Source organism: Nostoc sp. MG11, assembly GCF_014904695.1.
In the GTDB taxonomy this organism is placed as follows: domain Bacteria; phylum Cyanobacteriota; class Cyanobacteriia; order Cyanobacteriales; family Nostocaceae; genus Komarekiella.
In genome coordinates, this window is record NZ_JACXXN010000004.1 from 324160 (window position 1) to 346577 (window position 22418).

The window sequence follows — 22418 nt, forward strand, 5'->3', positions numbered from 1 at the left end:
GTTTTAGTATACGAAATACCTGATGTAGTTCAGAATCACGTTCAATTGATAAGGAACCAAACCATATATACGCAGTTGTTCTTGTTTAATTAGTTTGACAAAAACAATTATCGATAAGTATTAAAAAAATTCTGTTCATTGACAGATCACATAGTATTAGGATTTGACAGACACATCAGTCACATTGCTGCGAAACTGCACCATAGCTTCACTCGCACCAAAATGTACTGCAATTTGAGGCAACAGCATCTTTCGTTGTGTTGCCCATAGTAAACCACGTTTGGGAATTTGAAGACATCCTCCCAGATAAGTTGCTTCATCTTCGTTGTTTTGTTTACGTTTTGGTAATCCGGTTACAGGATCAAAACCAACAGGTTTATGATCCAGCAATACATGAGCTATCTCATGCATCAAATTTGATTCGTGCCGTGTTGGTGCATGATGCGGGTTGTATACAATCCAGAGTGGGCGATCGCTTATAATCGCTCCTGACCATTCATCGCTAGCAAGTAATACTGCTACTTGTTCTGGCTCTAAATTTGGAACCTGATCGGGTGTAAAAAGTGTTGCTCCTAACTTTGCTGCTAGAGTGTCTGCGGGTAACGGTTCAAATGATCGCACTCGAAGTAAGCTTCGTTGTTCAGTTGCGATCGCTTCACAGCGTTGCCTAAATTCCGGCGATAAACTTTGAATTAATGGCATATCTTTAAGGATCTTGCTTCAATTCGCCATCATTTTGAGAGAGATCGCGATACGCTGCTTTGACTAGGGATGCCAGAGCATTGGCGATCGCTGGATCAAGGTTTTTATCAGCTCGTAGTTGAATAGCGATCGCTTCAGGTGTATCCAGTTGATCTTCTTCTGTAGTTCTAAACAACTCCGCAGGTGGCACTTGTAGCCAGTTACAAAGTGCTAGAAAGGTTTCCATGTCCGGCATTTTGCCGCTCTCTACCCTTGAAAGAGTAGATGGACTAACATTACCAATATCTGCGGCCGTTTCGCGCAGCCCTCTACTACCGCGTTTCTTGCGGACTAGACTTGCCAACCGTTCTATATCTAGATAAGTTCCCATTCTCCTGTTTTGTGTTACGAAAGAATAAATCGTTTCTTGATTGACACACCCTAAATAATGTTGTACGGTATATGCAACAAATGTATCACGGATGAAAAATCGTGTTGTTGAGTAAATCCTCTAAAAGAAGGATTACCTCTAATGGGAAGTAATGAATTTGATAATCTTGTCCTTGGTTTAGCAGAGTTTATCCGGCGAGATGACAGGTATCCATATCCGGAACTACTGCGTTATGCCCTCAATAAACTAGCTCTAGAGGTAACGGCTGTAACATACCCACGGACTTTAACAGGTCTTTTAGCTTTACTCGAAAAACCCGTGAAAACTTGGTATCCAAGGCGTTTACTGCCAAAAGAGTTTGACTCAGATTTTGGTTTGCTCTACGAAGGGGTATTGAGTGAAGAAGCAAGTCGATACTTATATGAGGAATTGCTTGATCGAGCTAAGTTACCGGAGTTTGCAACTGCTTCAACTAAGCAGATGGCAATAGAGAATTTTCCGTTTAAGAAAATTTTGGAACGTTTGCAAGAACTGTACAGCAACGATAGCGATTTTGAGCGCGTTCAACAGGAATATGTTTTGCTACGTCGATTTTTGATTGAGAATGGGTACACAACTCCGGCGCAGCTTCGCAAAGTATTTTCCAAAACTCGACATATTGATATTCAAGAAGTTGGCGACCTCTACGAAGAGTGCCAAGAAGAGGAGGCTTGCTGGAATTGCGATCGCTGCGGCCCTTTGTTTAAAAAGTATGGAAAGTTACGTGGTATTAAACCCAGTGCTTGTAACGACCATCGCCAAAATTTGCCGTTTATTCGACAGATTACATGGAAACAAGGGCTGCGTCGTCTAAAGTTTGGCATTCACTGGCGTATTTGTTTACCTGGTATTCCTGAGATGCGCTTATTTAATGTGTTGAAAGAACTTCAAAGCAAATACTCAGATCAGCTTTGTGCCATCCATCTTTATCCTGGCATTGATCGCTATGACTTACAGCTATGCTTCTGTGACAAATCAACTTGGGCTGTGGATATTAAAGATTACCGAAGTCCCTACAATTTAGCACCAAAGCTGACACCTCTATTCGGCGAAGGCGAGCTACGTTATGACGAAAGCTTTTATGTCATTCCCATCCAACGCCTGCAACAACGAGAGGACTATATCGAAATTCTCCGCGAACAGGCTATAAAGCTTCCAAGCAGTACCCACCTTTTGAGTGATGCTGTATTTGAGGAACGGGTTATCAATAAAATTGAGTGCTTGAGGGAATAGTCAATGAGCCAGATGACTCTATTTGAGCTACCGACAGAGTTTAAAGACCGCCTCAAACAGTTGCAGGAAGCAGGTTTGGAGCGTACTCAAGCTGAATTGTTGCTTCAGGTAGAGCTTGGCTTTGCTCTCATGGAGCATTTGGAAGTTGATGATGAGCCAGTCACCGCACCTTGGGCAATTTTGAGTGGAATGCCTTTGAGACATCCACGCTTACAGAACTTGAATGAGATGGAACGTCGAGCGATCGCCAACACTCGCCAACTTGTTCCATTTTCTGCCCGTTTCGCCTGGTTAGGCGCACTGCGTTCTTATCTAAGGATTCCTCTAGATCAGCGTAATTATGGCGACTTCACTCCGCAAAACTGGGATAGCTATATTATCAATGCTGCTAAAAACCTCCGGCATCCAGCTAATCAAGATGTGTACGAACGGTGTCTGATTGCCAATTTAGGTTTCCGGCATCGCCAAGTTAAACGAGTAGAAGCCGAAATCACTTATCAATTTGAGGCAAAGACAGGAGAAGAGACGGTTATAGTACCAGTCAGATTTACGCAGCAGCAGGTACGAAATGTAGGGGTACAGCCTCTAGCCTGGTTTGCTACAAATCTTTCTCGTAGTCCGTTTTCGCTTCGCATTTCAGATTTAGAGCTAGATGCAGCATGGATTGATGAGCGAGAAGAAGCCTTAGCGCGTCAATATGGCTGGGATGAAACTGCCAAAGGGCATTGGGTTGATCGCTTTCGCAAAATTAACTTCCACAAAGTTCAGGAAAACGGAACACTGTTTCCGCAAGAGGAGCAAATTCTTGAGTTGGATGGCTTCACAAATATTGCAGGCATGGTTGCCTCTGGAAAAACTACGGTTTCGCAGTTGTTCAGTGTTAACATTGTGCGGCATCATTGCGATCGCCGCATTACGTTAGTCGTTAGTGATGTGCAATCAGCGATTAAACTAGCAAATCAGATTAACTGGTGGTTCTGTAACGATCCAGAGAATGATGATCCGGTAGCAGTGCCAATCTTGGGGCGTACTACACGGGATGCACATCTGCGGAGTTTCTCCGCCTCAAAAGATTATCAGGAACATCGACAACGCGGACAGCCTCACTGGGGCGAGCGTTGGCTAGGTACAGCTTGCCCTCTCCAAGGTCGGCTCAATCAGAATTTTGTTCGTCAATTCTTAAATAACAAAGCACTCAAACCGGGAACTGAACCTTGTTATTCTCTCCAAGAAATGCCTAAAAGCGATCGCCAGCAGCGACGTAAAAGCCGAGGTTCATTCTATTTATGTCCATTCTTCGACAAATGCCCATCCCAACAAGTTTATCGTGATATGCCAAATGCCCGCATTTGGATTACAACTCCTGGCACAATGGCAATGGCAGGATTACCACGTCATTTAGAGTTGCGCCCTATCAAAATCGGTGAACTCGTCAATGAACAATCAGATTTTGTTGTCTTTGATGAGATAGAAACAATCATCAAGTGGTTTGATGACACTTATGCTGAGGAGGTGGTTCTGACTGACGGTGGTAATAGCGGCGTTTTTGATGATATTGGCGTAAAAACAGAACAATTCTCAAAAACTAACCGTGTTATGCCCCCATCAACACAACGATGGACTGGTGCAGAACGTGATGCACAAAAAGCAATTACAGCAACACTAACCCTACTCGATAAACAGGTTGGACATCAAGTTCTCCGAAATTGGATCAAACGAGGTTACTTTACACCTAACTCCCTTCTGTTCAAATTTGCGCGTCGTCTTGCTGGATTAGAAGAATTTGAACCTTCTGATACATCTGAGGCAGTTTCAAGAGCAAACACTCGACTTGTTCAGCCAATTGTGCGTTATTTTGATGCACTGCTTAACGAGGATGATCCTTTACGGATGCAGCCTTCATCTAACCCAAACCGAGATCCAGTCTTTCGCCTTGCGCGTCTTATGCAAGAGATCAATAGTACTGGAGAAAGTGCTTCAGATGATCGCATTTACAGGGCTTGTAGAGCCTGGATTATCGAATTTTTCTCAAATACAGAACGGCGTTTAGCGCGACTGCGAACAGAATTGGAGAATCGTAATCAAAGTTCTCAACAACAGCGACGTTCACCGAACGGGGATGAGCAAGATGTTGATACTGTTGAAACGTTGGCTTATCGCCTCCAATTTGCGTTGACGATCGCCCTTTTGGATCGGCACACTTGTATTGTCTTTTATGAATGGCATAATCGACCGACATCAATCAACGACGAATCACCCCATCGTCGAATGCCTGCTGCAATGTTGAATATTTTGCCATTGCCTCCCACAGGACGACAGTTCGGCACTTATTACTCCAGAGGAAATGATGACAATAAAAGCTCCAGAAATGGCAGCAATAATGCATTGACGTTGTTTGCCTACACCAATATTGGACGCTGCTACATTTTAAACTTTCATCGTTTATTCACAGATTTCAATGGTCAACGTGGCCCCAATGTGCTGGCACTTTCTGGAACATCCTACTTACCGGATTCCACCAGCTTTCATGTTGGTAATCCGCAGGGTGTTTTAATGCCAGAACAAGAGGCGAGAGAGGCGATCGCTCAAAGCTCTTTCAAATTTCTTCCCCAATTTGACCAAAAGAAAAAACCCCTCCGTATTTCTGGTAGCCCGGAACAACAGAAAATGAGCTTGTTTCAGGAAATAGCGCGATCGCTCGTTGGTAGTAACGGTACAGGGCATTTAGGGCAAGAACTTAGGGAATTAAAACATCTTGGCGAAAATGATTTAAGCAACGATTGGAAGGATCGCGATCGCCTTCTTTTACTAGTCAACTCATACGATCAAGCTCGTTGGGCAGCAAACGAAATTCGCAATTGCTGGTCAAGTATGCAGGACGTTGTTTATCACCTAGTCCCTGACAATATAGACACTTACACGGAAGATGACTTTGATGAGCTAGCAAAATTTGCCAAACCACCTGATAAGGGTGCGTTCAATCGTGCAGATATTGAAACTTTTGGGCAAATTAACGGAAAGATTCTTGTTGCTCCGATGAATGCGATCGGGCGTGGTTTCAATATTTTGAATGCAAACGGTAAAGCTGCGTTTGGTGCTGTTTACTTTCTGACTCGACCATATCCACACCCACATGATACACAAGCGATCGCCCAAGAAATGAACCGTCGCGCTTTAGACTGGGCGGATAAAGCAGACTTTCTAGCATGGCAACAAGGAGACGGAATTGTACAACGTGCTGAAAAGGTGCGCCAACTAGCCGCGCGTTACTGGCGATCTGTTGAACAGCGTTCCTACTATAAAACCCTGCGTGATAATCAGGAATTACTTGCTTTTCCACGATTTGACCTCACTGCTACTACTGCCGGGTTAGTTATTCAAGCCGTTGGTCGTCTTTTGCGTGGAGGTGTCCCATTTCGTGGTTATTTTGTCGATGCAGCTTGGGCGCCCAAGAGTGCTGTGAGGAAAGCTGATCCAGAACTCTCTGAACCTGACACAGAGCAGACAAGTCTTCTGGTTGCCACGCTTCTACGAATCTGCGACTACGCCAGCGAGGAAAACACTGTGGGAAATGCACTTTACAAGCCTCTTGCCAATGCACTGGAAAGAATCGAAGACCTGCATTGGTAACTTTGCTGTATTAATGAATTCATAATGCCTAAAAAAGACGTGCGGCCTCCTATTCTCTTACCTGCCAGAATGAATCTTGCGGAAGATGCACTCGCAGGTTTAAAAATTGAACTACTTTCATTTCCATTTACAGAAATTGTTGATAAATTTCGTAACAGTATGGAAGAAGTTTTATCGACTAATCGTAAGAAAAATATCTGGATACCATATCGACAGTTAAACAATGGATTGCTTGCCTGTGCATCAACATTGACACATAGTTTTGAATACTTTGATACAGGCGATTATCGAGCATTAGCTGTGGGAACGGTTGAAAATCCGTTGCGAGTTCCAACACCTGAGCAAATACATGAGTTAGTGATTATTTGGGCGCAGGAGTGGACAAAGCAATTTGATGGTAAGGGTAAAGCAGATCAGGTGAATAGTGTTTGCGATCGCTTCCTTAAAAACATGGTCATAGTTCCTACTAATTGGAATTGGCAACCTATTACTCCAGAAACGCTCATTCAAAACATCAATGCCGAAAAAGGACTGGGATACCAAGCCATTCCTAGTTTCTTGGCAACATTGCTGCATGGAAAAAAATGTATCATTCGCTCTGGGCAAAGAGAGCAAGAAATCCAGTGGCGCAAGGTACAAGGCGATGGCTCAGGTCGTACTGGACTATTCCTAGTCAGTCAAGCATTTCCGGCACTGTACACAGATGACTATGGCAAAGAAAGGGAAGGTTATTTTGTCTATCGCTTGGATTTTCGCGTTCAGACTCAAGCAGGGCGATTCAACCAAAATGGCAAACTTCAACCGTGGATTTTTTTGCATTTAAGTTGCCAACGATATGCTCATGAGCCATTAATTGAAACTAATTATGGCCGTGATATCTCTGTCCTGATGGGGATGAATGAGGAACGTCTATCTGGTCACGAAGTAGATTCAACTTTGATACGTCTTACCATTGATAACAATGGAAGAGAGGATAGTAATCTGTGGAAATTTCAATTACCAAATCTGCTAGCTGCATTCAAAGCACGTCCCCTTGAAACAACCGATAATATTCGTTGCAACCCTTCTAGATACGGCAATTTAGATAATCGTTCTAACTGGAATAGAGATGAATATTATTTAGTTCATGCTGAAGGATATAAGTATGAACATGAAAATCATAAAAGAGGACATAGTATTAAACCAGGATTTAGTTTACAGGAACGCGGTGATATTGTTGCTCAAGTCTTAGAGCTTCTAGACAGTGTTTTAATATCAGATACTCCAATGCAATCTGATATTCCTGCTCCATCTGGTCAAAAAACACCCTTGGCTATGCGCGATTACGAATATATTTCTCAACCTTCAAGTTTTACAAAACAACAAAAAGAAAAGCTGACTGAAAAAGAAATTAAGCAACGTGTAGATAACCGTCGTCAAGAAAGACAAACGATCATTGCTGATGCTATTGAGCGGGCGTTGCAAGGAAAACTCATACATCTTTTTATTCTGTGGCGCGAACGAGATACCTATGATGTAACTTGCCAGGCATTGCGTGATGCTTTCCTGCTCAATGAAGGAGAAGATTTTCCAGAGCATGTCAAAGTATCATCTGTATGGATTAACGAGCCAAATTTCTTGAAACCACTCGACACAGCCGGACTTGCACCTAAAGATGGTCAAGAGTTTGACAAACAGATTCGCAAGCAGCATCAAATAAAACTTGATGCATGGCGCGATTTTTTGAAACATAAGGTTATTGCTTCAATTGACTCTACTACTAAGCCTTACTGTTTTGCGATCGTTGAGATTGGACAAACAAAAAAGAAAGGAGTTCATCCTAAACAAAGTATTTATAGAGCAGTTCGTGAAGCTTGCGTGTTAGAAAAAATCAGTTCTCAAATGGTGCAAACGGTTAAACCAAAATCATCTGACAAAGAAAATCAAAGCACAGATACATCGCTATCTTACAGCAAGAAGACACAAGGACGTATTCTAAATGCTGTACTGGATATAACGCTACGCCAGGTTGGGGCACTTTATGGACTGCCTTCAGAAGTCTACGAGCAAACAGGGATACCGAAGGAAATTGCACAGAATTTAGATGTAATTGCCCTTTGTCGCCGAAAAACCAATCAAGGTCAAGATAATATTCACTATGCCTTGGCTGTTCGTCTGCGGGCAACGGGTGCAGTCGATGTGTTATTTCCCGATCGCAACTATTGGATTCCTTATGCACAGGCGGGGATTGAACTGGGACAGATTTTCTCACGGGTACGCTGCGATCGCAATTCTCTTAAAACAGTTCAGTTAAAAGGAATAGAACTTGCAAAATTTGCGGCGGATGTACTAACACAAGTGGGCGATCATCCTACTCTTGTTTTAATTGAAGCAGATGTATGGCGTAATGAACGTGGCGAGGAAAATGGAGGTCAAGCTTGGTTCCAGTTAAAAAATGAAAATCTCCTTGCAAAACGGGATATCTTAGACTTTCAACATGTTCCAGGTCATGCTTGTGTATATCCTCGTGACCATAACCAACTTAGGAACTTGCTTGGAATCATTCGCTTCCGCACTGGCGACGAAACAACCCAATACATCACCAATCGACAAACTTGGAATGAGAATTCTCCAGCACGAGATCTAATTCGCTTAAGTGGCTTTTACGATACCTCGATACCTGAGTTACTACATTATTTTTCTATTGGAAGATTACCGGAAACACAGAAAGCACAAGATAGCTCAACAGCACGCGAACTTTACATGCTCGACTCACAAAATGACGAATACGGTGCCAATACTGCATTCAAGCACCAGCAGATGTTAGAAATCGTACCCTTTTTCGTTCATCCAGATTTTCAAAAAACAGAAGAAAGCCTAAAAGCGCTTTGCCGAGTACCACACTACTTACGACTCTCGCCAGCATGGTCTATGGGTAATATTCTCTTACCATATCCAATGCATTTAGGCAAACAACTAATAAACGATCACTTATGCATCCTTGGTGTAGAAGCCTGAATCAATGAGAACCATCGGTAAGAAAATTCGATATATTGCGTTGAATCTTCAGAATTAGGGTCTCTTTCTTCTTGCTTTTCATCCCTAAGCGACAATTGACAACTTATCCTTGTTCTCGCAGTCTGAGTAATTAACCCATTAAAAAATATAAAATGGGCGATACTGGATTTGAACCAGTGACCCCATCCGTGTGAAGGATGTGCGCTACCACTGTGCTAATCGCCCAAGGCTCCTGATTATATCACGGTTAACGCACAACAGTAACAATCAAGAACAGGAAGAATAAGGTATCTAGGAGAATTCCCAAACGAAAATTGTATTAATCACCTTGGGGATACTCATTCCATAAGGTTGTCGTCTCCCGCAAACTCTGGTGATTGCCATTCCCCAAAATGAGGTGATCTAGCAGCGGAATATCTAAAAACTGCGCCCCTGCTAACAACTGGCGCGTCAATTCTATATCTTGCGGGCTGGGTTCAATATTACCAGAAGGATGGTTGTGGGCAACTATTGCCCGCGTTGCGCCTTGACGAATAACTTCCCGAAAAATTTCACGAGGGGAAGCTAGGGTTTCGGTAGCTGTGCCAATAGTAATCACTTGTGTGCCTAGCAAGCGATTTTTGATATCTAACAGCAGCACTGCAAAACGTTCTTGTGTCTGCCACATTAAATCTTGGCTGAGAGCAGCAGCAGCCACAACTGGGCTATCAATTGCTGTGCGGTCTAAGGGACGGGATTGAAAGGCGCGTTTGCCTAATTCAATAGCCGCTAGGATAGTTGTCGCCTTGGCTGGGCCAATACCAGGTATTTGCATTAACTCGGCGGGGGTAACTTCTCGGAGAACTGCCAAGGGATCACGTTGGTGTTTACCTAATTCGGTTAAGATATATTGTCCCAAACCTACCGCTGACAGTTTTCCTGGCCCTTGACCAGTACCTAGAAGAATTGCAATTAATTCTGCTGTAGCTAAAATTTTGGGGCCATGAGTCATTAGCCGCTCACGCGGACGCTCATTTGTGGGTATATCGGCAATTCTGAGGCAATAAGTCATAGAAGAACTAAGAGAATAGTCACCTTAGCTGGAACTATCTTTAGTTATCCCTTGTTTGCTCTCATAATCATCTTTATTTACGAAAATCTTTAATCTTGGCAAATTTTCTCTTTTTTACACATCTTGCTGTCAGAGAAATAATAGTAGAGACGTTGCAATGCAACGTCTCTACATGGTCTATCTGTCACATTCTTTTTTAAATTGGTATTACATCTACGGTTAAGCAGCTTTATTTCTCATCAGGACGGCAATCTGAAGGTTAGCTATTGGTGTTTAGCGTCAAGTTAGTATGAGGTTATCTGTGAAGCTAGCTATAATGTGGCGTTATAAGTGTGGTAATTGAGATTAGATTCAGTGTTAGTTTACTCGATGTAGTTCAATAATTTGTCATATATCTCCGATATGAAACTAGACGTTCGTGACGGTTTTCATTTGACCAGTATTTACCTCACAGATAAAACTGCTTACTTGAAACATCTCAACGATAGAAGTATTTCCGATGCAATTCCTGTCATCCCTTATCCATATACAGAAGCTACCGCCGATTGGTGGATACAGCGTAGGCTTGAGTTTTTGAGAGAAACTGGAAGAGAAATATCTTTTGCACTTCGCAATTCTGAAGGTTATTTAATTGGTTCATTTGGTATTGATGACTTAAAAGTTGGGAGAGTGCATAGAGCAGAGATTGGCTACTGGCTAGCTAAAGCATATCGTGGGCAAGGATTAGCTACTGATGCGCTACGTATTTTTGTTCAGTATGCGTTTGATAATCTCGAAGTGACTCGCCTAACTGCTCATGTTCTTGATTTCAATACTGCTTCAGCGAAGGTTTTAGAGAGAAACATATTTAAGCTAGAAGGGTGCTTAAGGCAACATACGAGAACTCGAAACGGTATTTTCAATACTCTCGCTTATGGTTTGCTTAAAGGCGAGTGACAGCAGCCTAAAATCTCGGTGCAGCGGACGGGCTGATGACCTTTCTGCTTCATTTTGGTGAGATATGTGGTAACTGAACTCCACCGCCAGACTGCAAGTTTATCAGTGAAGTCAATGCTTTGAAGTGAACGAACACAGAATCAGTCCCGACGGGTTAAGTCGGTGTCAGCAAAATGTGTATCGCATAAACACTAGCTCAAAACTGCACTTTACCGGATGCATTGATCACAAGTTAAACTCATTCACCTTGGCTTATAACTGGTACATTTGCGTTACTTTGAGCATGTGGTAGGTAATGATCAACTGAGTCAGGGCAAGAGGGTAACTTTGGAGTGTTTCCCCAGGCCTGCAAACGTTGGGTTTCGTTCCTCAACCCAACCTACATAATTTAATTTTTTGGGCTTAACTGAACTGTATTGGCTTATAACTGGTACATTTGCGTTGCTTTGAGCATGTGGTAGGTAATGATCAACTGAGTCAGGGCAAGAGGGTAACTTTGGAGTGTTTCCCCAGTTGTACCAGCAATTTTGCCTAGTTCTGGGTTACTTTCGCGATCGCATATATTTCGTAAATGCGGCATATCGGAACATATAATATGCTCTAGCTTGTTTACCTGTTCCAAGGTGGCATGACCGTCAACTTCTAAGACATCTACGGGTTTACTCATATCCCGGTCTAGCCCAAGGCGGATCGCTGACAGGGAATTAATATCGTAGGATTGGACAATCTGGGTAAAATCTGGGTGGGGAATTGTTGGACGCAGTACCAGGCGGACATTCAAGTGTCCATTGGTTTCATCCTCTTCTTCTGTAGGCGGGTAGAAACTAATTACTATATCAGACCACTGTCGCTGTGGACGGATAAATTGCTCTGAGTCTGGTTCGCGCTTTTCTAGTTCCGCCAGCACTTGCTCAGCCGTATAACCCCGCTTTTGTGTATCCCGTTTGACCTTCCACTTGGCGCGTAATTCTTCAGGAGGCGCAAGATAAACTTTAACATCATAAGCTTCGCGGGCGGCACGGGTAGAATAACCGAGTAATCCCTCAATAATCACGAATTTATTGGGTTTGATGTACTGCGGCGGCTCAAAGGTGCCGGTTTTGTGGCTGTAAACTGGCTTGAGGATTGCCTGTCCTGTGCGTAGCAGCGATAGGTGCTGCTGCATAATATCTAGATGGTTGCAGTCGGGGTGGAGGGCAGTGATGCCGATTTCTGCACGTTGTTGGCGATCGTAGCGGTGGTAATCATCTGTGCAGATGAGCGTAACGTTTTCAGGGCCAAGTACCTGAGCGATGCCTTTAGTTAGTGTTGTTTTTCCAGCGGCGCTATCACCGACAATACCAAGAATTATTGGACGGCTCATTGATACTCCCCCTGATATAAGCAATAGTAATAAATTTTTCAGACAATATTTTTTAATATTAAAAGGGATTAGGCAAGTAACTCAAACTAAGTGTTTGTCTGCAACATCTCTACACATATATTATCTAAGCGATCGCGTGTTGTAAAACTAGCTCCCTACTTGATTATCCTCGTTGATAAGTATCAAGGAAGGTTCTCCTGTTGCTTTCTATGAAATAGCTATAGTCAAAAGAGACATGCACGAGGTTATGACAACTCAAACACTAGGACTCAAACAAAACTTATATGAGTATTTACTGTCAGTTTCTCTGCGGGAGTCGGACATCTTAACCCAATTGAGGCAAGAAACAGCGCAGCATCCAATGGGGAAAATGCAGATTGCTCCCGAACAGGGGCAGTTTTTAGCATTGCTAGTGCAGTTGTTAGAAGCCAAGAAAACTTTGGAATTGGGAGTATTTACAGGTTATAGTTCCTTGGTGATAGCATTAGCGTTACCGCCAGAAGGGAAAGTTGTAGCCTGTGATGTGAGTGAGGAGTTTACAGCGATCGCTCGGCGATATTGGCAGCAAGCAGGAGTGGCTGATAAAATTCATCTGTGCATCGCCCCAGCAATGGAAACTTTAGATAAATTGCTAGTCGCCGGAGAAGCAGAAACTTTTGATTTTGCTTTCATCGATGCCGATAAGAGCAAGTATGATGACTACTATGAGCGATCGCTGCAACTAGTGCGTCCGGGTGGACTGATTGCGATCGATAATGTTCTTTGGTCAGGAAGAGTTGCAGATCCTCAAGTGCAGGACAATCGAACCAAAAAGATCCGCGCTTTCAATCAGAAGTTGCACCAAGACGTGAGAGTTAGTCTTAGCTTGATACCTATTGCAGATGGTTTAACCCTAGCGTTAAAGAATTAGATTTTTTGGCATAGGGTATGGGATTGGGCAAAGGGAAAGGGGTAAAGGGGAAAGGGAAAAATCATCCCCTTACTCTTTAAGCTTTCTCCCTCTAGAGAGTTTCTAGCCCCCAGTCCCCAGCGATGCACTGAGCTTGGTTATCGAGCATAGTCGAGATATGTCGAAGTGTCCCTAGTCCCCAGTCCCCTTTAACTCAATACGGTTCAGTTAAGAATAATTGTAGGTTGGGTTGAACGCAGTGAAACCCAACAAAGGCCTGCAAACGTTGGGTTTCGTTCCTCAACCCAACCTACATAATTTAATTTTTTGGGCTTAACTGAACTGTATTGCCCTTTAACTGTATCTGTCGCCATTTTTCTTGCTGACGCGCTCTTTTCTCCTCGGTTAAACTATCAAAACAATAGGCACAGGAAATGCCTTCTTCATACTTGGCAGACATCTTATCTTCTTCAGAAATTGGACGTCCACAACTGAGACACAATTCATAACTCCCTTCTTCTAACCCATGACTGACGGCTACTCGCTCATCAAAAACAAAACATTCCCCTTGCCACAAACTTTCTGCTGCTGAGACTTCTTCCAAATACTTGAGAATGCCGCCTTTGAGGTGATAGACTTCTGCAAATCCTTGGGCAAGCATAAAGGATGAAGCTTTTTCACAGCGAATGCCCCCAGTACAAAAGAGGGCAACCTTTTTGTGTTTAGTTGGATCAAGATGCTGGCGAACGTATTCTGGAAATTCCTTAAATGAGTCAGTCTGCGGATTTTGCGCTCCTTGGAAAGTGCCGATATTCACTTCATAATCATTGCGGGTGTCAATCACGGTTACTTCTGGATCGGAAATTAAATCATTCCATTCTTGGGGATTGACATAAGTACCAACTTGCTCATTCGGGTCAACTTCAGGCAATCCCAGAGTGACAATTTCTGGTTTCAACCGTACTTTCATCCGCTCAAATGGCGGGGTATCAGTATAGGATTCTTTGTATTCTAGGTCTGCAAAACGGAGGTCAGAACGCAGAAAACAGATAACAGAGTCAACCGCTTGACGCGAACCTGCGATCGTCCCGTTAATGCCTTCTGCTGCAAGCAAAATTGTTCCCTTAACACCTTGCGCTTGGCAGTAAGACAACAAAGAATCTCGTTTTTGGGCAAAATCTGGCAATTTAACAAATTTATACAGTGCTGCAACAACTTGGGTGTTTTCTGACTTCATCTCTTTGACAAAGGAACAATATAAGTTAAAATAACGAGGGCAAACAAAGTCTGCCTTTTTAATTTTATGGGGGTTTAGCTCAGTTGGTAGAGCGCCTGCTTTGCAAGCAGGATGTCAGCGGTTCGAGTCCGCTAACCTCCATTCTCCTGTACACACTGAATTAGTATCCTCGATCGCTTGGAAATAAATTTCCAGGCTAGTAGCAGAAGTCTACTCCAGTGGACTCAAACTCCTGACTAGTCGTCTTGAGACGACTTTAGCTATTAGCCTGAGATTTTAATCTCTGGCGGACGCGGGGACAGATGATAGTGTAAGCAGTCAAACATGAGAATTAAACGAACCTGCTAAAGAACAGGAGATTGTTTTAAACTGGTCATAGGTTAACTGAAACTGCTAAATCCTAAAACCTCTAGTAAATAGTGAGTTGATGAGCGGACAAGTACCGATCCTCAAGTTATTTCCTTGTAAAAGTAGTAATTACGAATTACGAATTAAGTTGACAACCTTCTGTGTAAGCACATGCTAGCCGCCACAAACTTTTTTCGCGTCGATGATCTATTTGTGCAGATTTACAACTCTGAAGTCGAAATGGCGCAGAACGTTGCCGAAATTGCCCAAAGTTATTTAAAGGACGTTCTCACGCAACAGGATACAGCCGCCGTATTGTTAGCAACAGGTAACTCTCAACTCAAATTCCTTGATGCTTTGATTGCATTGGGTGGTGTAGATTGGTCACGGATTACCTTGTTTCATCTAGATGAATATTTAGGAATTGCTGCTGAACATTCTGCAAGTTTCCGGCGATATATGCGAGAACGTGTGGAGAAGCGAGTTGATCCGAAGCAATTTCACTATATAGAAGGTGATACATTGCAACCTGTGGCAGAATGCGATCGCTACACTAAGCTATTACAAGCACAACCAATTGACTTATGCTGTCTCGGTATTGGCGAAAATGGGCATTTGGCTTTTAACGATCCATCTGTAGCGAATTTTCAAGATCCTTATAGCGTAAAGCTAGTGAAACTGGATACTGTGAATCGTCAGCAACAGGTAAGTACAGGTCATTTCCCGAATCTAGAAACTGTGCCGCAATACGCTTTTACTCTAACAATCCCGATGATTTGTTCAGCAAAAAAAATTATCTGCTTAGCGCCAGAAAAACGTAAAGCACATGTGGTCAAGGAGATATTACAGAGGTCTATAAGCACAGATTATCCAGCTTCTATTTTGCGTCAGCAACCCCAAGCAACGTTATTTCTGGATGTTAATTCTGCCGGACTGCTGTCTTAAAGTACTCCCAATTACTTAAACAAGAAACTCACAGGGATGCTTGAAAATTACTTTCTATAAATTGTTTCAAGCCTGCAATTAGATAGGCAAGCCTCAAGATAGGGACAATCCTCACACTTGAGGTTTTTTCCTGGATTATTACATCCACAGGGAGGATTCACATAACATTCTGAAGGTTCTTTAGGTATCCAAGACTTTTTAAATATCAGAGATAAAGCTGCTTCTTGGAGGCAGAAAACAAAATCTTTTACCATATTATACGATATTTACGGGGTTTGAATTATTGATAAACATGAGCGATCGCTTGATTTAACTAGATTTCTATATTGAAATTGCGTATTAACATTTTTATATTTTCTATTACCCGTGAAGACATAGCCTCATACTCCAGATGTGTTCTACCTTAGACTTAAGGAATATTTTTATTGAAAAAGATAAATTCAGAAGTTAGCAGGAGCCAGTGCATTGCCAAGAAAATCTTGAGCCGCGTCTACCGTGATAGCCGACCCTTAGACTTTTCTCTGGCTCCTTATTATAATTAGGTTGTTACCCTAGATACAAGTGTAATACACATTCTAGTATCATCCTATTTAGACATTACAAAACTTCTTTAATCAGATGGCCATCTTCCATGTGAATTATGCGATCGGCAACATCTAAAATTCGGTTGTCGTGAGTAACCATTAAAATGGCGCAATTCTGTTCTTTAGCTAATTGCTGCATTAAGTTAACAACATCTCGACCTGACTTGCTATCTAAAGCAGCAGTAGGTTCATCAGCTAATACTAACTTAGGATGACTTACTAAGGCACGGGCAATAGCTACCCGTTGCTTTTGTCCTCCTGAGAGATCATGTGGGTAGTAATTAACTCGATTATCCAATTTAACAGCATTAAGCATCGCTTCTGACTTACTACAAGCTTCCAATTCGGAAATACCTTTATGTAATTCAAGAGACATTTGGACATTCTGTCGGGCTGTTAAGAAATCCAGCAAGTTGTGAGCTTGGAAAATATAACCGATATGGCGGCGTACTTTTACTAATTGCTCATCACTGGCTCCATAAAGCTCCTGACCTAAAAATTCTAGACTTCCCTCTTGGACAGAACGTAACCCGCCAATTAAAGTTAGTAAAGTCGTTTTTCCTGAGCCTGATGGCCCAGTCATAATTACAATTTCTCCATATTTGATCCTAAAATTAATATCAAAGAGGATCTGACTGCGTAATGTTCTTTTGCCAAAGTATTGATTAAGATTTTTGATGTCAACAATAAATTTTGGTTTCATTATTTTATGAAGATAAACATTAAGTTAGAAAATATCTGCTGGGTCTACCTTTCGGAGTTTATTTGTAGATAAAAATCCCGAAGTTAAGCACATTGTAATTGCAGAAATCAATACTATAGCTGCTTTGTCTGAACTCATGCTAACTGGCAATTGAGTAGCATTTTTGGCCACATCATACAGAGCTATAGATATAGCAAAACCTGGAATATAACCTAGAGATGCTAAGATTAAAGCTTGTTGAAAAACTACACTCAGTAGATATTTGTTTTTAAAGCCCATTGCTTTTAATGTTGCATATTCAGCTAAGTGAGTAGAAATATTACTATAAAGGATTTGATAGACGACTATTACACCAACAACAAACCCCATAATTACCATTAGATTAAATACAAATCCAATAGGCGTTCTGAGAGTCCAATAGTTTTTTTCAAATGTAATAAAATCCTTGCGAGTCACAACCATAACATCTTTGGGTAAGCTAGCTGATAAAGTTGCTAAAACTTTTTTGGGATCAGCATCAGGTTTTAGTTGAATTAATCCTATATCTATATTTTGTACCGAACGATCTTGGAATATTCGGAGGAAAGCTGAGGAACTAACAATCAAATTGCCATCAACCCCAAAGGAAGGCCCTAGGCTGAATAAGCCTCCAACTTTAACTTTATAGCCAACTAATGCAGCATAGCTGAATATTTCAATATTTACATTTTTTCCCTGCTCAAAATCTTGAGTGATCGCTCCAAATTCAGGTCTAGAAGCACGGTCGAATAAAACTATCCTAGGGTTTTGTAATAACTTATAATTTTGCTGAACATCTGGAGAGTTAAAAACTGATTTAACTGGATCAAACCCAATCACATATAGTGGAAACTTTAGACCACTAACTGGATTTTTCAGCTTAGCAAATTGCATGTATAAAGGGCTAACTGATTCTACGCCATCAACACCTAACGCCTGATACAAACGCCAACGAGGAAAGCTTTGATTAGATGTCAAAGATTTATATTGGGCGCTGATAATAAATAAATCTCCTTGAAGATTTTTATGCAGCTTTGTAGCACTAGCATAAAGGGCATCTTGGAAACCAATTTGCATAAACATCAAAACTGCGACAAAAGCGATACCAGCTAAAGCTACAAGAAAGCGAGCTTTTTGTTGTGATAGTTGTAGCCAAGCTAGAGGTATATTGAGAATCATCTTGTAAACCTCAAGTGATGCAGATTAGACTGTTGGCCAATCGATTTTGGATTTTAAATTTTGGACTTCGACTACGCTCAGTCGAACGATTTTGGATTGACCCCGACCACAAGAGTACGGGGTTTGATAGCGCTAGGGAGAGCGAGTCAAAATACTTGAATTGTTATGTTGAGTAAAGTTGAATGTCATTACCCACATTTGGGTTGAGGGGGAAAAGGAAAAGGGGAAAGGCTGAAATTTATCCTTTAGCTTTTTCCCACACTATAAAGTTATTCCAGGAGTTTATATATCAATGAGTACCTGTACCTGTAATTCAGTAAGAGCAGCAACTTGTTCGTTATCTGCTAAGTTGTTGATGCGAATTTTTACGTCAACAACTTTATTATCTGTGTCTGATTGTAGATTGTTACTGAAGATATTTTGTTTACCAACTTGTAAGCCGATATCTGTGACTGTTCCTTTTAATTTTCCTGAAAAAGCATCGCTAGTAATGGTAGCAGACTGACCTATACGCACTTTTTGGATATCAGTTTCATAGACTTCTGCTACTACATACATCTGCTGTGTGCGACCTAAGTTAGCTATTCCCGTACTACCAATAATTTCTCCGGGCCAAGAGTTAATTTTTAAGATTTGTCCTGCTAGAGGCGATCGCACAACACTTAAATCCCAGTCTGCTTGAGCCTGTTTCACTGAGGCGATCGCACTGTCTACATCAGCTTGTGCTGCTTGTATATCTGTAGGACGGATTTCAGCAATACTCTTAAGCTTGGCTTTGGCTTCGCTTAACTGCTTTTGAATAGTTTCAACGGTACGGTTGAGGGAAGCTTTAGCTTCATTGAGTTGTTGTTGAACAGTCTCGACTCGCAAACGCCTAGTGTCTGAGTCGGAAGATGAAATTGCACCTTCTTTATATAACTGCTGATATCGCTGATTTTCGCTTTCAGCATTACGCAATTCCGCCGCTATACGAGCGATGGTTGCTTGTTGTGCAGAAATTTCACCATTTAACTCAGCTTCTAAACGAGCAATTGTTGCTTGTTGTGCAGAGATATCTCCAGCTTTTGCTCCCGCTTTTACTTGGTTGAGATTAGCTTGGGCAACTAAGACTTGTTTTCGGGCTTTTTCTAAGGCTGCAAGCCGAGTCTCGTAACTATCAAGAATTGCAACTATTTGCCCTCGACGTACTCTGTCGCCTTTATTTACCAGGAGTTTTGCAACTCGAACGCCCGCTTGGGAATCGGGGGCTGAAAGACGAATAACTTCCCCTTGCGGTTCTAAACGTCCTAAAGCAGCAACAGCAGCCATAGTAGGAAGACTGCTTGGGGTAGGTGCCGGAGGGTTCAATATAGAGTTTTGAAATCGTGAAAAGCTATAAATAGAAACTGCACCAGTTGCTACAGCCAGCGCAACTGCCAAAATTATCGACGGCCAACCTGCTGGTTTTATAAATGATTGCTTTTGTTTGTGTACCATAATCATGTCTTCCAAGTTAGCGATGTCTAACAACAAGCTGCTTTTAAAGTTTTAATCACCAATTCCTAGCGATTAGACTTCTTTTTGCATCTACGCCACTCGTGCATTTAATTTACATGCAGCAAGCAGCCAGAATACTGCTCACCATTAGGTTTTTGTATTTTGAAGCGGGAGTTTTGAATTACTGACTGCGTTGTTTGAATGATTTAAAGCAACTTGAATGACACTGATAAGGGGGGATCTCTCACTTTATGCATGAGATGCCTATAAACTGCTTTGACAACGCAGGATGAAAGTAGAGTTTCAAGTAAGACAGAAGATAAAGTACACTTTATAGCATTGCCTGATAACGTCGGGTCTAAATTGTTAGCAAAGAAAAAGCTAGGAAGATGGAACTATCGCAAAAGTATCCATCAATCCGTTAGCAAAATCAGCTTTTAGTAGAGCCATTTGGTACTTTATCCATCCAATCAGATGTATCTTTACTTGTTTAATACTACCTCTTTGCTCTTTTTCATGATCGCTAAGTATTCATTGCGAGTTCCATCTATGCGATAGTGATCGCAAATTTGGCAGAGTTTCAAGATATCTAATCTGCTGAATACTTTTTGATGCTCAATTCCATTGTCATTTCTCCACCGCCAGAAAGTTGTCCGGTCAATGCGGCGATTGCTCTCAGGCCATCTTCGTCGAGATAAAAAGTCTACCAGTTCTTCTTCATAAAACGAGTAGCCTTTTGGCAACTTAAGGAGTTCATTTCTTAACTCAGTTAGCGGGATGAGTGGATCTAGCTCAGATAGTCTCATGCCAGCAAGCCCTTATAGTTTCGTTTAAATCAAATGATGCAGAACGCTTTCTACAAGACGGTTTATCGCATTAGTTCGTATCGCATACTGTGCGGTTAATAATGTAGGAAGTGATGAAGTAATCAGATGAATTTAAGATTTTTATTCTTCTAACCTTTGCATCTTTCCACTATACTAATCGAACAGTATGAAATTCCTTGATTTAATCACATACGATAAACTGCTTGATACTCAATTGCAACCCATATGCAACAAGTTTGATGCCAAATAACTAATAGTATGATTGATGTAAATTCTCTAAATTAGTGATGATAGCTTATCAGTTTATACTATTGGAATTAACCGTATTTTGTCCGCGCTATTAACCAACATCTCAAAAGGATTGATCTGGACTACAAAGGATATGATGCATACTTGATTTGTCATATTATTTGTCATTCTTTAGATATAGTTACCAGTGGCTAACTTTACATTGCTGCAAAATCGTATTCTTTATAAATAAAAATTTTACCAAAAAAAATAATCAATTGATTGCTATATATGTAAGTTTAAAATAAATCAACTTTTGGATAGATGTAAATAGGAGACATTTTATTGCTTAATACTTTCTTATACACAGTTAATTATCAGATACAACTTGTCTAATATTCTACGAAAGCTGCTTATGAAAGTTTAGTTTGTGTAACTTGTTATACATTACACTTTTAATAGTCAAGCAGTTGCAGTTTAGATAAAGGATCGCTAGGGAATAGACCTCTTGCAAAAATCTGAAAATTATTAGTGTCATTCTGACCAGAACGTAATGGGGGGTACCCCAACGCAAAAGCATCTTGGTTCCGCAAGAAAGAATCTCCGAGATGTTTCGCTTCTCTGCGAGACGCTACGCGAATGCTCAACATGACAATTTAAGCATTTATGCGTGAGGTCTAATGTTTGAAAATGCCAATTTAAACAAAACTAAGCTGATGAACCTCGTAATTTCATTTATGGATTAAGAAATAAGTTATGTAGTTCACCGATGAGTGACAGAAATTATGTGCAGTATCAGCTTACTTTGACATGAATTATTTTCTTAGCAGTTTCAACAGTTAATAATAAGGATATAAATTAAGATAGATGCAATTTGTATGCAACTTTTGTGATTAATTACTACTGTATGGCATACTAATAACTAAGAGTTTTATAGCTATGTGAGTGACAGCGATCGCCCCCAAGACCTCAGAGAAAATGAAACTACAGCGATTCATGCTCTCATTGCCAAGCTTTGATAACCAGCGGCTCATTTTTCATGCAGCCCGCCAGACTCTTCGCAAAGCTGAGATGGCCCGCCTTGCAGTGCATGAATGGCTCAATTATCATGATTTTGAGCTAGAAGAATGGAAAACTAAAACTGCTTCTGAGCTTGGAATTAGTATTAGTGAACTTGAGCGAAAGCTATTAGCTGCTGTTCAGCGCCAGGCGATAATAAGTGAAAGAGATGAAGAACCTAATTTTGCAAGCAATTCTATAGAAGTTTGTCATACAGATGATGATTCATCCACCCAATCATTATCGGTAGATAAGCAAACCAAAACTTAGACTATTAATTTGAAATCACCAACAAAATTATGAACCAACATTTTATCTAGCAGAACAGATTAAGTTGCATGTAAGTTGCATATCAATTGCGATGCACAACTCACCAATCTAATATAATCGCAAGTGACAATTTAATAGGATGACACAAAGTAGGATAAGTCTTCTGGATCAAACTATCCAAGCTCAAGTCGGTCAACAATTCATGTTGTAGCCTTTAAGTCATCCACAACTTATTTGTCAACAAAAGTATTTCTCCTAAATCTAATTTCAATTTACCTCATTGATTGAGGAAGTGATCTCAACATATCTACAATTTCACAAGCACGATAGTGAA

General features: G+C 41.3%; 15 protein-coding genes, 2 tRNA genes and 1 pseudogene. 8 read left to right on the forward strand and 10 right to left on the reverse strand.

Annotated features, from left to right (window positions below):
- Window positions 1–156: 156 nt before the first annotated feature.
- Together HCR01_RS08735 and HCR01_RS08740 are read right to left on the reverse strand one after the other, a co-directional pair.
- Window positions 157–702, reverse strand: coding sequence for an ImmA/IrrE family metallo-endopeptidase (locus HCR01_RS08735; RefSeq protein ID WP_193195829.1), 546 nt, complete (start codon window positions 700–702; stop codon window positions 157–159).
- 4 nt (window positions 703–706) lie between these two features.
- Complete coding sequence (locus HCR01_RS08740) at window positions 707–1072, reverse strand: helix-turn-helix domain-containing protein (RefSeq protein ID WP_193195830.1); 366 nt, start codon at window positions 1070–1072, stop codon at window positions 707–709.
- Between the two features lie 141 nt (window positions 1073–1213).
- On the opposite strand from HCR01_RS08740, the gene HCR01_RS08745 reads away from it, so the two are divergent.
- From HCR01_RS08745 to HCR01_RS38565, 3 genes are read left to right on the forward strand one after another with little or no spacing between them, the layout of a single operon-like run.
- A complete protein-coding gene (locus tag HCR01_RS08745) occupies window positions 1214–2344 on the forward strand; it encodes a hypothetical protein (RefSeq protein ID WP_193195831.1) in 1131 nt (376 codons plus the stop codon).
- Window positions 2345–2347: 3 nt separating this feature from the next.
- A complete protein-coding gene (locus HCR01_RS08750) occupies window positions 2348–5974 on the forward strand; it encodes a hypothetical protein (protein ID WP_193195832.1) in 3627 nt (1208 codons plus the stop codon).
- Window positions 5975–5998: 24 nt separating this feature from the next.
- The gene (locus HCR01_RS38565; protein WP_226889209.1) at window positions 5999–8971 is read left to right on the forward strand and encodes an RNaseH domain-containing protein; all 2973 of its coding nucleotides are present in this window, start codon (window positions 5999–6001) and stop codon (window positions 8969–8971) included.
- 153 nt (window positions 8972–9124) lie between these two features.
- On the opposite strand, the gene HCR01_RS08765 is transcribed toward HCR01_RS38565, so the two are convergent.
- Both HCR01_RS08765 and radC read right to left on the reverse strand, forming a co-directional pair.
- Window positions 9125–9196 (reverse strand) — tRNA-Val (locus HCR01_RS08765).
- 94 nt (window positions 9197–9290) lie between these two features.
- Window positions 9291–10022, reverse strand: a complete 732-nt coding sequence (gene radC, locus HCR01_RS08770) for a RadC family protein (protein ID WP_193195833.1) — start codon at window positions 10020–10022, stop codon at window positions 9291–9293.
- 402 nt (window positions 10023–10424) lie between these two features.
- On the opposite strand from radC, the gene HCR01_RS08775 reads away from it, so the two are divergent.
- Window positions 10425–10958 (forward strand): GNAT family N-acetyltransferase, encoded by a 534-nt coding sequence (locus tag HCR01_RS08775; RefSeq protein WP_193195834.1) that lies wholly within the window; start codon window positions 10425–10427, stop codon window positions 10956–10958.
- Window positions 10959–11379: 421 nt separating this feature from the next.
- Here HCR01_RS08775 and HCR01_RS08780 read toward each other — a convergent pair whose 3' ends face one another.
- Window positions 11380–12321: a phosphoribulokinase gene (locus HCR01_RS08780; RefSeq protein WP_193195835.1), complete on the reverse strand. Its 942-nt coding sequence runs from the start codon at window positions 12319–12321 to the stop codon at window positions 11380–11382.
- Between the two features lie 247 nt (window positions 12322–12568).
- On the opposite strand from HCR01_RS08780, the gene HCR01_RS08785 reads away from it, so the two are divergent.
- Entirely contained in the window at window positions 12569–13231 is a 663-nt protein-coding gene (locus HCR01_RS08785; RefSeq protein ID WP_193195836.1) for a class I SAM-dependent methyltransferase, read from the forward strand.
- A gap of 298 nt (window positions 13232–13529) precedes the next feature.
- Here HCR01_RS08785 and HCR01_RS08790 read toward each other — a convergent pair whose 3' ends face one another.
- Window positions 13530–14447: a rhodanese-related sulfurtransferase gene (locus tag HCR01_RS08790; protein WP_193195837.1), complete on the reverse strand. Its 918-nt coding sequence runs from the start codon at window positions 14445–14447 to the stop codon at window positions 13530–13532.
- A 68-nt stretch (window positions 14448–14515) separates the two neighbouring features.
- Between HCR01_RS08790 and HCR01_RS08795 the strand changes: the two genes are divergently transcribed.
- Window positions 14516–14588 (forward strand) — tRNA-Ala (locus tag HCR01_RS08795).
- A gap of 378 nt (window positions 14589–14966) precedes the next feature.
- Complete coding sequence (locus tag HCR01_RS08800; RefSeq protein WP_193195838.1) at window positions 14967–15740, forward strand: glucosamine-6-phosphate deaminase; 774 nt, start codon at window positions 14967–14969, stop codon at window positions 15738–15740.
- Between the two features lie 597 nt (window positions 15741–16337).
- Here the strand turns inward: HCR01_RS08800 and HCR01_RS08805 are convergent.
- The 4 genes from HCR01_RS08805 to HCR01_RS08820 all read right to left on the reverse strand — a co-directional run bounded on the left by HCR01_RS08805 (window position 16338) and on the right by HCR01_RS08820 (window position 20506).
- Window positions 16338–17027: a DevA family ABC transporter ATP-binding protein gene (locus tag HCR01_RS08805; protein ID WP_226889210.1), complete on the reverse strand. Its 690-nt coding sequence runs from the start codon at window positions 17025–17027 to the stop codon at window positions 16338–16340.
- A 24-nt stretch (window positions 17028–17051) separates the two neighbouring features.
- A complete protein-coding gene (devC, locus tag HCR01_RS08810; protein ID WP_193195839.1) occupies window positions 17052–18224 on the reverse strand; it encodes an ABC transporter permease DevC in 1173 nt (390 codons plus the stop codon).
- A gap of 282 nt (window positions 18225–18506) precedes the next feature.
- Complete coding sequence (locus tag HCR01_RS08815; RefSeq protein WP_193195840.1) at window positions 18507–19700, reverse strand: ABC exporter membrane fusion protein; 1194 nt, start codon at window positions 19698–19700, stop codon at window positions 18507–18509.
- Window positions 19701–20182: 482 nt separating this feature from the next.
- Window positions 20183–20506, reverse strand: coding sequence for a hypothetical protein (locus tag HCR01_RS08820; protein WP_191759107.1), 324 nt, complete (start codon window positions 20504–20506; stop codon window positions 20183–20185).
- Window positions 20507–21751: 1245 nt separating this feature from the next.
- Here HCR01_RS08820 and HCR01_RS08825 point away from each other — a divergent pair.
- Window positions 21752–21997, forward strand: a pseudogene (locus tag HCR01_RS08825) (hypothetical protein); the annotation flags it as partial.
- Between the last annotated feature and the right edge of the window lie 421 nt (window positions 21998–22418).